8 protein-coding genes are annotated in these 12,481 nt (G+C 57.8%); 4 read left to right on the top strand and 4 right to left on the bottom strand.

Annotated elements, in window-relative coordinates; translation table 11 throughout:
• Nucleotides 1-45: 45 nt before the first annotated feature.
• The gene (locus JK621_RS12145; protein ID WP_212560024.1) at nt 46-2,112 is read right to left on the bottom strand and encodes a carbon starvation CstA family protein; all 2,067 of its coding nucleotides are present in this window, start codon (nt 2,110-2,112) and stop codon (nt 46-48) included.
• A 391-nt stretch (nt 2,113-2,503) separates the two neighbouring features.
• On the opposite strand from JK621_RS12145, the gene JK621_RS12140 reads away from it, so the two are divergent.
• Together JK621_RS12140 and JK621_RS12135 are read left to right on the top strand one after the other, a co-directional pair.
• On the top strand, nt 2,504-3,664 hold the full coding sequence (locus JK621_RS12140) for a M20 aminoacylase family protein (protein ID WP_432761927.1): 1,161 nt from the start codon (nt 2,504-2,506) through the stop codon (nt 3,662-3,664).
• Between the two features lie 28 nt (nt 3,665-3,692).
• Nucleotides 3,693-5,003, top strand: a complete 1,311-nt coding sequence (locus tag JK621_RS12135) for an MFS transporter (protein WP_212560023.1) — start codon at nt 3,693-3,695, stop codon at nt 5,001-5,003.
• 69 nt (nt 5,004-5,072) lie between these two features.
• Here JK621_RS12135 and JK621_RS12130 read toward each other — a convergent pair whose 3' ends face one another.
• Both JK621_RS12130 and gloA read right to left on the bottom strand, forming a co-directional pair.
• Nucleotides 5,073-7,007, bottom strand: a complete 1,935-nt coding sequence (locus JK621_RS12130) for an exoribonuclease II (protein ID WP_212560022.1) — start codon at nt 7,005-7,007, stop codon at nt 5,073-5,075.
• Nucleotides 7,008-7,192: 185 nt separating this feature from the next.
• Nucleotides 7,193-7,720, bottom strand: a complete 528-nt coding sequence (gene gloA / locus JK621_RS12125) for a lactoylglutathione lyase (RefSeq protein ID WP_212560021.1) — start codon at nt 7,718-7,720, stop codon at nt 7,193-7,195.
• Nucleotides 7,721-7,820: 100 nt separating this feature from the next.
• Here gloA and JK621_RS12120 point away from each other — a divergent pair, with 100 nt between their 5' ends.
• On the top strand, nt 7,821-8,675 hold the full coding sequence (locus JK621_RS12120; RefSeq protein ID WP_212560020.1) for a LysR family transcriptional regulator: 855 nt from the start codon (nt 7,821-7,823) through the stop codon (nt 8,673-8,675).
• Between the two features lie 15 nt (nt 8,676-8,690).
• Here the strand turns inward: JK621_RS12120 and JK621_RS12115 are convergent, their stop codons facing one another.
• Complete coding sequence (locus tag JK621_RS12115) at nt 8,691-10,997, bottom strand: FdhF/YdeP family oxidoreductase (RefSeq protein WP_212560019.1); 2,307 nt, start codon at nt 10,995-10,997, stop codon at nt 8,691-8,693.
• Between the two features lie 276 nt (nt 10,998-11,273).
• Here JK621_RS12115 and dacD point away from each other — a divergent pair, with 276 nt between their 5' ends.
• Nucleotides 11,274-12,443 carry a serine-type D-Ala-D-Ala carboxypeptidase DacD gene (dacD, locus tag JK621_RS12110; RefSeq protein WP_212560018.1) on the top strand — a complete coding sequence of 390 codons (1,170 nt, stop codon included), beginning with the start codon at nt 11,274-11,276 and terminating at the stop codon, nt 12,441-12,443.
• Nucleotides 12,444-12,481 lie beyond the last annotated feature (38 nt).

Here is a 12,481-nt window from a genome sequence, read left to right as displayed (position 1 = left end):
AAAAAAAAGGGCGCCGCAGCGCCCTTGCGAGAGTTCACTCAATGTTTAGATCTTGCCGGTCTCCTCGCGAAGGGTGACTGGCGATTCATTCGCCGTAGGTTGGTTGGCGTTCAACGCACGGCGGATCACAAAGAATGCAGAAACCAGCATGGTCACCGCCACCAGCATAAAGAAAGCGCAGAGCGCGGCGTTAATCTGATTGCTGAACACTATGGTTTCCATATCTTTCAGCGTCTTGGCCGGGGCAATCAGAGTGCCTTGTTCAATACCGGTGGAGAATTTCTTCGCCTGCGCCAGGAAGCCGATGCTGGGTTTCTCGTGGAAGATTTTTTGCCAGCCGGCGGTCATCGAGGTAATGAACAACCAGACGGTTGGCAGAATGGTCACCCAGGCGTAGCGCTGTTTTTTCATTTTAAACAGCACAACGGTACCGAGGATCAATGCCATTGAAGCCAGCATCTGGTTGCCGATACCAAACAGCGGCCACAGGGTGTTGATGCCGCCAAGCGGATCGACCACGCCCTGATAAACGAAGAACCCCCAACCGGCGACGGCCACCGTCGTCCCTGCCAGATTACCGAACCATGAACGGTTGTTGGCCAGCCGGGGGATCGCCACGCCAACCAGATCCTGCACCATAAAGCGGCAGGCGCGGGTGCCGGCATCGACGGCGGTCAGAATGAACAGCGCCTCGAACAGAATGGCGAAGTGATACCAGAACGCCATCATCGCGCGGCTGTTAAACACTTCGGTGATGATGTGCGCCATCCCCACGGCAAAGGTCGGTGCGCCACCGGCGCGCGACAGGATCGAATGCTCGCCCACGTCTTTGGCGATCATCGTCAGGGTTTCCGGCGTGATGATAAAGCCCCAGCTGTTGATGACCTGCGAGGCATTTTCCACCGTGGTGCCAATCAGCGCCGCCGGAGAGTTCATGGCGAAATAAACGCCGGGGTCGATCACCGAAGCGCAAATCAGCGCCATGATGGCCACGAAGGATTCCATCAGCATGGCGCCATAACCGATAAAACGAATATGGCTTTCGCGCTCCACCAGTTTCGGCGTAGTGCCGCTGGATACCAGCGCATGGAAGCCGGAAATCGAACCGCAGGCGATGGTGATAAACAGGAACGGGAACAGTGAACCGGCGAATACCGGGCCGCTGCCGTCGATAAAGCGCGATACCGCAGGCATCTTCATTTCCGGCATGGCAAAGACGATGCCTATCGCCAGCCCGATAATGACGCCAATCTTCATAAAGGTGGAAAGGTAGTCACGTGGCGCCAACAATAGCCATACCGGCAGCACCGAAGCGACGAAACCGTAGATCACCAGCACCCAGGTCAGGGTAGTGCCATGCAGCGTAAAGAAGGGCCCCCAGTAGGGGTGTTGCGCCACGTTGCCGCCATAAATGATCGCCAGCAGCATCAGTACGAAGCCGACCACCGAGATTTCGGCGATTTTCCCCGGCCGAATAAAGCGCATGTATATCCCCATAAACAGCGCGATAGGAATGGTGGCGGCGATGGTGAACAGGCCCCATGGGCTGTCGGCCAGCGCTTTTACCACCACCAGCGCCAGGGCGGACAGAATGATGATCATCACGCCCAGAGCGCCAAGCATGGTGATCACCCCGGCGAAGGCGCCGAGTTCCTGTTTGGCCATTTCACCCAGCGAGCGGCCGTCGCGGCGGGTAGAAATGAACAGGATCAGGAAGTCCTGCACCGCCCCGGCCAGCATGACGCCGACCAGGATCCAGATGGTGCCCGGCAAAAAGCCCATCTGCGCGGCCAGAATCGGCCCGACCAGCGGCCCGGCACCGGCGATGGCGGCAAAGTGGTGACCGAACAGCACCCACTTGTTGGTGGGGACATAGTCCAGGCCGTCGTTGCGACGCTCCGCCGGTGTCATGCGGCGATCGTCAAGCTCAAACACTTTCTTGGCGATAAACAGGCTATAGAAACGGTAAGCGATGCTGTAACAGGCCACGGCAGCCACCACCAGCCAGACCGCGTTAACATGCTCCCCGCGGCTGAGCGCCAGCATGGCGAAGGCAAATGCGCCGACTAACGCCACCACCAGCCAGATGATCCCGGACTTGACGTTTTTCATGATCAACAACTCCTTGGTGTGCAGAGATAAAAACCGACGTTGTTATAAAGTGGGATAACGTCTTAAAAATAGGAGGTTTGGCGCTGAACAGAAGCAGGTTGGATGAGAAATGTGAACCAAGTGGGGTTTTATTGTAAAAACAAAGTGATGAGCATCGGTGGTGCAGGATGCCGGGGAAACCGTCTGATGCAGTTTTTCATTCTGTAGTTTTAATTTTCCCGCAGCGAATAATCGTCGTTTTATTGTCTAAAACCTCGGCCAGCGGATTATTAATTGCCATGTCGTCAACCGCACAAAAAAATAATTAATACCGTGATATATCTTTCCTTTCAAAAGAGCATTCAATTATTCACGTCGTAAATAATAAAGTAAAAAAAGGAGTTTAATTATTATGGATAAAATTATCGGCGGTTATTTATCTCAATTGACGGCAATTCGGCACGATATTCATCAACACCCGGAGCTGGGTTTTGAAGAGTTTCGCACCAGCGATCTGGTGGCGGACTATTTGAACGCATGGGGTTATGAGGTGCATCGTGGGTTGGCGGGCACCGGGGTGGTGGGCACCCTGCGACAGGGGCGCGGCGAAAAACGCCTCGGGCTGCGTGCCGACATGGACGCCTTGCCGATTACGGAGAACAACGGTAAACCCTGGAGCAGCAGCGTAGCGAATCGCATGCATGCCTGCGGTCATGACGGCCACACGACCATGCTGCTCGGCGCTGCCCGCTACCTGGCGCAGACGCGCAATTTCAACGGTACGCTGCATCTGATATTTCAACCGGCGGAGGAGTTGCTCAACGGCGGCGCCCGCATGCTGGAACAGGGGTTGTTTGAGTTGTTCCCCTGTGACGCCATCTTCGCCATGCATAACATGCCGGGCATGCCGGTCGGCGAGTTTTTCTTCCAGCATGGGCCTTTTATGGCCTCGATGGATCAGTTCAATATCAGCGTGCAGGGGCGCGGCGGTCACGGTGCTATCCCGCATCTGGCGGTCGATCCGGTGCTGGTGGCTTCGCATATCACCGTGGCGCTGCAAAGCATCGTCTCGCGCAATATAAACCCGCTGGAGGCCGCGGTGATCACCGTCGGTAGCATCAAAGCCGGTGAAGCGGCCAACGTGATCCCTGAGAGTGCAGAGATGAAACTCAGCGTACGCTCGCTGGATCCTCAGGTGCGCGCCACATTGCTGGCGCGTATTCCGGCACTGGTGCAGGCGCAGGCGGAAAGCTTTGGTGCCTGCGCCCGGGTGGAACACGTCAACGGCACGCCGGTGCTGATGAATGACGAAGCGATGACGCGCTTCGCCCACAGGGTAGCGGAGCAGCAGTTTGGCGCCGCGCGCGCTCATTACGGCACCCAACCGCTGATGGGGAGTGAAGACTTTGCTTTTATGCTCGATGCGCATCCACAAGGCTGTTATTTGATTATCGGCAACGGTATGGGTGAGGGCAGCTGCATGGTGCATAACCCCGGATACGATTTTAACGACGATTGCCTGGCTGCCGGCAGCCATTATTGGGGAGCGTTGGCTGAAGCCTATCTCAAATAAATCAGCTTGATGATTTCAGGGAAAGACCATGAGTGAAAATACGCATTCCAACGATCAGGAAATAGTATCGGTGCGGAAGGTGGGCGGCAAGCGGGTTATTTTCGCCGCCTCCTTCGGCAATGCGCTGGAGTTTTTTGATTTCGGTATTTACAACTTCTTTGTTATTTATATCAGCGTGCTGTTTTTCCCGCCTTCGAGCGATCCGAATCTGGCGCTGTTGCTGGCGTTCGCCACCTTTGGCGTCAGTTTTATTATGCGGCCGCTGGGCGGTGTTCTGATCGGCGCCTATGCCGATCGCTGCGGGCGAAAAGCGGCGATGGTTCTGACGATTTCGCTGATGACTCTGGGGACGGCGATGATCGGTTTTGCACCGACCTACGCTACCGCCGGCTATTGGGGAACGATAACGCTGGTGGCCGCGCGGTTGATTCAGGGCGTGGCGGCGGGTGGAGAGGTCGGGGCGTCGATGTCGCTGCTGGTGGAATCTGCACCGCCCAACCGGCGCGGATTTTATTCCAGCTGGACACTGGCAACGCAGGGGATTGCCAGCGTCGTTGGCGGCGTGACGGCGCTGGGATTGAGCGCCGCACTGCCGGTGATGTCGGGCGATCCCGAGGCCATGGCCAACTGGGGTTGGCGCATCCCGTTCTTTATCGGCGTGGCGTTGGCGCCAATCGGCTGCTGGCTGCGGCTCAGTCTGGAGAACGATCGGCCGCATGTGGCGAAAGAACCGAAGGCGCCACCGCACTTGCGTCAACATTCACGGGCGGTTGTACTCGGCGTGATGTTGACTATCGGCGCGACCGTGGCTACCTACATCTCAATGTATTATCTCGGCACCTATGCGGTGAAGTACCTCGGCATGACGCAATCCTACGGCTATGCCGCCATGTTGTTGGCGGGCGCGGTGACCTTCGGCGGCAGTTTGCTGGTGGGCCACTGGTGCGATCGCTACGCCAGACTGCCGCTGATTCTCTGGGCACGCATCGCCATCTTGCTGCTGTCGTTGCCGGTTTTCTGGCTGTTAAATGAGGTGCCGCATCCGGCGGTGTTGCTGAGCGTAGTGGCGCTGATGGTCAGCCTGACCACTCTGAGCTCGGTACCGACCTTGCTGATAATTTCCGAACTCTTCCCCCAGCGCATCCGCGCATTGGGATTTGCGCTGGTGTATAGCCTGGGCGTAGCGATCTTCGGCGGATTTGCCCAGTACATCGCCTCGCAGTCGATCGCCCTGAGCGGTTCGCTGCTGGCGCCTGCCGGCTATCTGATGCTGGCTACCGTGATTTCGTTGCTGGTACTGCCGCTGCTGCGGGAAACCGGTGGCGACAGGCTGCAATAACCTGAAGAGGAGGCAAAAAAACGCCGGCGATTTTCATCGCCGGCGTCGACTGTCGGGCAAAAAGAAACGTCAGGCCGCAGGGCGGGCGATTACGCTGCGGGTTTCCATGCGCACTTCGGCGATGTTGACCTCCAGGGTATCGCTCTGGCGATAGACGACTTCGCCTTTCACCTGGACCGTGCCGGTATCCTGGCTGCAGACCATTTCATCACGCACCGCGTGAATAAACGGCGCAGGGATAAAGGCGACGGCGCCGTTGTCCAGCAGGCGCACGCGCAAGCCGCCGCGGGTCACGTCGATGATTTCCGCATTGAAACGCTCATCGGTGCCGGCCTTGTCTTTCAGGTAACGCGCATACAGCCAGTCACCGACGTCACGCTCCGCCATGCGGTTAAGACGACGGCGTTCCGCCAATTGGACCGTCACGTCGTCCTGCGGTTTTTCGGCAGACTGTTCGGCGATGATGGCTTTCAGTAAACGGTGGTTGACCATATCGCCGTATTTACGGATCGGCGAGGTCCAGGTCGCGTAGGCTTCCAGCCCCAGTCCGAAATGCGGGCCCGGAGTGGTGCTGATCTCGGCATAGGTCTGGAAACGACGGATACGGCTGTCGAGGAACTGGGTCGGCTGAGAGTCGAGATGACGGCGCAGTTCGCAGAACCCTTCGAGCGTCAGCAGTTTCTCGGCATCGGCTTCCACGCCGTTGGCTTGCAGCACGGTAACCGCCTGCTCAACCAACGCCGGATCGAAACCGGTATGCACGTTGTAAATCCCGAAGCCCAGACGATCGCGCAGCATGATGGCGGCGCATACGTTGGAGGCAATCATGCACTCTTCAACGATGCGGTTGGCGCTGCGGCGTTGCTCAGTGATGATTTCCAGCACTTCGCCTTTTTCGCCGAGGACGAAGCGGTAATCAGGACGATCCTTGAACACCAGCGCATGCTGGTGGCGCCAGGCGTTACGGGCATCACAGACGCGTTTCAACAGGGTGATTTGCTGTGCAATCTCGTCGCTTGGCGGCTGCCAGCCGGCAATGCCTTCCAGCCAGTCGGACACTTCGTCATAAACCAGTTTGGCTTTTGACTCGATCTCGGCGGCGAAGAAACGAATGTCGTCAGCCAAGGCGCCATCGGCGCCGATGGTGACGCGGCAAGCCAGTACCGGGCGGCGTTCGTTCGGGCGCAGAGAACACAGGTTATCGGAGAGGTCGCGCGGCAACATCGGAATGTTGAAACCCGGCAGGTAGTTGGTGAAGGCACGCTTGCGGGCGATATCATCCAGCGGGCTGCCTTGCGCTACGTAAGCGGTAGGATCGGCGATGGCGATGGTCAGTTGCAGTGAGCCGTCGTCGTTGTCCTGAACGAACAACGCATCGTCCATATCCTCGGTGCTGGCGCTGTCAATGGTGACAAAATTCAGCGCGGTCAGATCTTCACGCTGCAGCGCGGCGTCCGGCTCGCTGATGGCAACCATCTCCGGCGCTTCTTTTTCCAGGTTATGGCGAGCCAAAGTGACCCACCAAGGGGCCAGGTGGTCTTCGCCGTCGGCGATGAAGTGGGTCAGATCGGCGTTGAAACCGCGATCGCCTTTCAACGGGTGGCGGCGCATTTCTGCTACCGCCCAGTCGCCGGCCTGGAAGTTATGGGTCAGTTCACGCACCGGGCGACACTGAATCGCGTCCTTCAGCAACGGATGGTCGGGCACAATGGACAGGCGGTCATCACGCTTCTGCACGCGGCCGACAAAGCGCGACAGGAACGGCTCGACCAGGGTTTCCGGTTCGGCGATTTCACGCTCTTTCTCGGTGTGCAGGGTGGCGATCACGCGATCCCCATGCATGACTTTCTTCATGTACGGCGGTGGGATGAAATAGCTCTTTTGACCGTCGACCTCAAGAAAGCCAAAGCCTTTCTCAGTCCCTTTTACTACGCCTTCAACGCGTGGGGTCTGAGAGTGAAGTTGCTGTTTAAGCTGCGCCAGCAGCGGGTTATCTTGAAACATATCGTCCAGTGAATGGGTTGTGAGTGGCAAGATTTGCGGCAGACAGTTTTACGCGAATCACCCGCTGCGGGCAAGCCTAACGTCACGGTTTTCCTGCGTTGGCGCGCGATTTTGCCCAATAGCGGCCAATCAGGGGACGTACAGTAAAACCCCGGCGCAGAGGACCGGGGTGAAGGGGGGGCGAATCAGTCCAGCAGCGGCGTTGGCTGCAGGATCTCAATCCAGTAATCATCCGGATCGCGAATGAATGCCACATAGTTCATTCGTCCCTCATGCAGGCGCTTCTGGAAGGCCACGCCAAGGCACTCAAAACGCTCGCAGGCGGCACGCACGTCCGGCACCGTCACACACAGATGGCCAAAGCCGCGCGGCTCGCTATTGCCATTGTGATAGCGGAAATCGGCCTGCTGCTCGGTGCCGTGGTTGTAGGTCAGTTCCAGAATGCCCGGTTGGCTCAGGGCCCAGCGCTTGCGTTCTTCGTCATCCTGCGGGATCTGCGCGCGCGGGCTGCGTGTCAGGTAGCAGATGGTAAAGGCCGCTTCCCGGAACTCTTCCAGGTAAACCGGGGTAAAGCCCAGTACGCGGGTATAGAAATCCAGCGCTTTGGTCAGGTCTTTCACGCGGATCATGGTGTGGTTGAACACGTAGCCGTCGGTGACCGTATCCGGTTGAGCGGCAACGCCCGGCAGCGTCAGTAGGTCGTTCAGTGGCATTAGGGTTTCTCCTCAGGTTGTCGACAGGACTGTAGGGCAAATCGATGCTAATCTAAAGTGATTGTTTTTAACTAAAACCATTACTAAAAGTAAACATGCAATGAAACTGAGTCAGCTCAAATTTTTCTGCGCCCTGGTTGAGCATAAGACCATTGCCGCCGCCGCGCGGGAGCTGCACTGCGTGCCCTCCAACGTTACCCTGCGCATCCGGGAACTGGAAGCTACGCTGGGCGGAGATCTGTTTTTTCGCGACAAGAACCGGCTGTACGTAAACCCGCGAGGCAGGCTGTTTTACCAGCAGGCGCGCGATATCGTGGCGCAAGCCGAACGCAGCCGGCAACTGTTCGTCGGCGAACTGCCGCAGGGGTTGCTGAATATTGGCGCGCTGGATTTCTCGTTGGTCAGCCATTTGCCGGCGCGTATCGCTCAACTGCGCCGCCTGCAACCGCAGTTGCAGATCAACGTGCTGAGCCGCGATTCGCTGGTATTGGAGCGAATGCTGATTGACAGCGAGCTCGATCTGGCTATCACCGACGGGCCGATTGAGCATCCCCTGTTAGCCAGCCAAAAGGCATTCGACGAGCGGCTGGTGCTGCTGATGCCGGCCGCGCTGGCGCAGCCTGATGCCGCCACGCTGGCCGAACTGGAGTTTTATACCTTCAGCCGCGAGTGTTCGTTTCGCCTCAAGGTCGATCACTGGCTGGCTTCGCGTAACCTGAAACCGCGCATGACGTTGGAAATGGAGTCTTATACCGCGATGGCGGCCTGCGTCATGGCCGGCTGTGGGGTAGCCTGCATCCCCGGCTCACTGCTGCCACTGATCCTGCCTGCTCCGGAATTGAAGGTGATGGAAATGGGGGAGGAAGGGGTGAGCGATTTATACTTCGTCTGGCGCCGTCATCAGCTTTCGGCCGAATTGCAGACTACCCTGGAAATATTGGCGCGCCCGGCATAAACCGGGCGCATCAGGTCAGGCGATACGCAGCGTTGGTTGCGCAGTGCAGCGGCGGATCTCCACCGGGATGGATTTGGAGGTCGGCGTGCCGGTACCGTCGCCAAAACTGGCCAGTGGCACCAGCGGGTTGGTTTCCGGATAGTAGGCCGCCAGGTTGCCGCGCGGAATATCGTAGCTCACCAGTTTGAAACCGCTCACCTTGCGAATGACGCCGTCATTCCACAGGGTTTCGATCTCCACCAATTCACCGTCCTGCATCTCCAATGCCGCCAGATCTTCAGGGTGGATGAACAGCACTTCACGCTGGCCATACACGCCGCGATAGCGATCGTCCAATCCGTAGATGGTGGTGTTGTACTGATCGTGGGAACGCAGGGTTTGCAGCGTAAAGGGCGCTTTTTTGCCGTCGAACTCCGGGAGCACACTCTTTGGCAGCGAGGCTGCGCTGAATTCCGCTTTACCGCTAGGCGTGGCGAAACGCAATTCGGCGGCGGCATTGCCCAAATAGAAACCGCCGGGTTGATCGCAGCGACGGTTGAAATCCTCGAAACCGGGAACGGTGGCGGCGATATGGTCGCGGATCAGCGAATAGTCATCCGCCAGCGCCAGCCAGTCCAACGGCTTGTTGCCCAACACCGCATCGGCGATGCCGCAAACAATGGCGGTTTCCGACCTTTGGGTATCCGCCAGCGGTTTACCGACACCTTCAGAGGCGTGCACCATACTGAATGAATCCTCCACCGTGATGTACTGCGGGCCACTGGCCTGCAGATCCTGCTCGGTACGCCCCAGCGTAGGCAGGATCAGCGCGTCTTTACCGGTGATCAGATGGCTGCGGTTGAGCTTGGTGCTGATATGCACCGTCAGATCGCAGCAGCGCAGGGCGCGGGCGGTGCGTTCGGTATCCGGTGCGGCCGCCGCCAGGTTGCCGCCCAGCGCCAGCAGCACCTTCACTTCACCGCGCAGCATCGCTTCGATGGCCTCTACCGTGTTATGGCCCGGCTCGCGCCGTGGGGAGAAGTTGAAATGTTTTTCCAGGCTATCGAGCAGCGCCTTGGGTGATTTCTCGTCAATGCCCATGGTGCGGTTGCCCTGAACGTTGCTGTGGCCGCGAACCGGGCACAGGCCGGCGCCCGGTTTACCCAACTGACCGAACAGCAGTTGCAGGTTGGTTATCTCGCGCACCGTCGGCACCGAATGCTTATGCTGCGTGATGCCCATCGCCCAGGTGCAAATCACCCGTTCGGCACCCTGATAAATCGCCGCCGCCTGCCGCAACTGCGCTTCGCTGAGGCCAGATTGTTGAATGATGTGATCCCAGGAGGTGGCATCCACCTGCGCCAGGTAGCTTTCCACGCCGACGCTGTGCTGCTCAATGAACGCCAAATCGAACAGGCCTGGCTCACCGGCCGCCAAACGCCGGCGATGGTTTTCCAGCAGCGCTTTCACCATGCCGCGCACTGCCGCCATATCCCCGCCGAGGTTGGGCTGAAAATAAGCTGAACTTATTGGCGAAGATACGGGGGTCAACATCTGAAGAGGGTTTTGCGGATCGGCGAAGCGCTCCAGACCGCGTTCGCGCAGGGTGTTAAAACTGACGATGCGCGCCCCACGAGCGGCGGCGTTTTTCAGGCTGTGCAGCATGCGTGGATGGTTGGTGCCGGGATTTTGGCCGAACACAAAGATGGCGTCGGCCTTTTCGAAGTCATCCATGCGAATGGTGCCTTTGCCCACGCCGATACTTTGTTTCAACCCGACGCCGCTGGCCTCATGGCACATGTTCGAGCAGTCGGGGAAATTGCTGGTGCCGAGCATGCGGCCGAACAGCTGATACAGATAAGAGGCTTCGTTGCTGGCGCGGCCGGAGGTATAGAGTTCGATCTGGTTCGGGTTATCCATCTGTTTGATGTGCCGGGCGATCAGTGCCAGCGCATCCGGCCAACCGATCGGCTGATAATGGTCAGTTTCGGCGTTATAGCGCATCGGATGGGTAATGCGGCCCTGATACTCGAGGAAATAGTCGCTTTGCTGTTGCAGGGCAGTGACGCTGTGGGTGGCGAAAAATGCCGGTTCAACCGCATTGCGCGTGGCTTCCCAACTGACTGCCTTGGCACCGTTTTCGCAGAAACTGAAGGTACTGTGATTGTCGTCGCCCCAGGCACAGCCCGGGCAGTCAAAGCCGCGGGCCTTATTCACGCGCATCAGATTGCGCAGGTTTTTCAGCGTCTGTTTGCTGTCGAGCACGTAGCGGGTGGTGGCTTCGAGTGAACCCCAGCCGCCTGCCGGGCCGGTATACGGCTTTATTGACGGTTTGAATTTCATGATTGTCTTCGCATGTTTTGTAGCTAAAAAGTAAAGGATTTTTTAATCGTTCTGGGTATTTATGTCGCAAGTTTAGGTGGGTACGGCATGAGCGTCTAATAGAATTGGGTAATCGCGGCATAGAGCGGACTTATCGCTCGCTGGCCCAGACCTCGGCCGGACATACAAATGGTTTCACTATGTTATCCCCTGCAAAAGACTAACGATTCCGCTTCGCATCGCTTTAGGGCAGTCTATCTCGCGGATTATATTAGAATTTTATTTAAGGATGGGTGAGTGAAGCGTTCAGTATTGTCTGTGATAACCGGAATTCTGCTGCCGTTGGCGGTACAGGCGGCGGATGCGCCACTCAGTTTTCCTCTCAATACGCCGCCGGCGATAGATGCGGCTTCTTACGTATTGATGGATTACACCACCGGTCAGGTACTGGCGGAGAACAATGCGGACGAGCGGCGCAATCCGGCCAGCCTGACCAAACTGATGACCGGATTGGTGATTGATCATGCGCTCGATCAGCACAAAATTGGCCTGGACGACGTGGTGACCGTGGGCAAAGACGCCTGGGCGCAGGGCAATCCGGTGTTCAAAGGGTCCTCGCTGATGTTCCTGAAACCTGGTGACAGGGTCACGGTGCGCGATCTCAGTCGCGGCATTATTATCGACTCCGGCAACGATGCCTGCGTGGCGATGGCGGACTACGTGGCGGGCAGCCAGGCCGCATTCGTCAAACTGATGAATGAAAAAGCCACTCAGCTTGGCCTGCAAAATACCCATTTTGAAACCGTCCACGGGCTGGACGCGCCAGGCCAGTTCACGACGGCCGGCGATCTGGCGGTGATTTCACGCGCCATCATCATGAGCGAACCGGCGGAATATCATATGTACAGCGAAAAATCGCTGTCCTGGAACGGGATCACCCAACAGAACCGCAATGGGCTGCTGTGGGATAAAAACCTGCGGGTGGACGGCCTGAAAACGGGCCATACCGCATCGGCCGGCTTTAACATTATCGCCTCCGCAACCGAAGGCGATCGGCGTTTGATTGCCGTCGTAATGGGCGGTAAAAGCGCAAAAGGGCGAGAAGATCAGGCCCGTAAGCTGCTGACCTGGGGTCTGCGAGATTTCGCCACCGTGCATCTGTTTAGCGCCGGGCAACCGCTGGGGCAGGAAAAAGTGTGGTATGGCGATCGCCATCTGGTGCCGGTAGGCAGTGAGCAGGATCAATACATTAGCCTGCCAAAGCGCGAGGCGGACAAGTTGAAAGCCCAGTATGTGATAAAACCTTCGCGTCTTGACGCCCCGTTGGCGCAGGGACAATCGATTGGGGAGATTCGCATCAGCGATAACGGCAAACTATTGAAAACGCTGCCGCTGGTGGCGCTGCAACCGATAAACAACGGCGGTATGCTCTCGCGCCTGATGGATTACGTGAAGCTGAAACTCTGATCCACCGGGCACCGCGCTCAAAAGCCCCCACGATGATA

The organism is Serratia plymuthica (genome assembly GCF_018336935.1).
GTDB classification, from domain to species: Bacteria; Pseudomonadota; Gammaproteobacteria; order Enterobacterales; family Enterobacteriaceae; genus Serratia; species Serratia plymuthica_B.
The sequence above is the reverse complement of the archived record's forward strand: the minus strand, read 5'-3'. Positions and strand labels throughout refer to the sequence as shown.

Bases quoted from the DNA above. Each gene is read 5' to 3' on its own strand.
- JK621_RS12115 (WP_212560019.1), bottom strand. From the start codon at position 10,997: ATGAAATTCAAACCGTCAATAAAGCCGTATACCGGCCCGGCAGGCGGC.
- gloA (WP_212560021.1), bottom strand. From the start codon at position 7,720: ATGCCACTGAACGACCTACTGACGCTGCCGGGCGTTGCCGCTCAACCG.
- JK621_RS12145 (WP_212560024.1), bottom strand. From the start codon at position 2,112: ATGAAAAACGTCAAGTCCGGGATCATCTGGCTGGTGGTGGCGTTAGTC.
- JK621_RS12130 (WP_212560022.1), bottom strand. From the start codon at position 7,007: ATGTTTCAAGATAACCCGCTGCTGGCGCAGCTTAAACAGCAACTTCAC.
- JK621_RS12135 (WP_212560023.1), top strand. From the start codon at position 3,693: ATGAGTGAAAATACGCATTCCAACGATCAGGAAATAGTATCGGTGCGG.
- JK621_RS12120 (WP_212560020.1), top strand. From the start codon at position 7,821: ATGAAACTGAGTCAGCTCAAATTTTTCTGCGCCCTGGTTGAGCATAAG.
- JK621_RS12140 (WP_432761927.1), top strand. From the start codon at position 2,504: ATGGATAAAATTATCGGCGGTTATTTATCTCAATTGACGGCAATTCGG.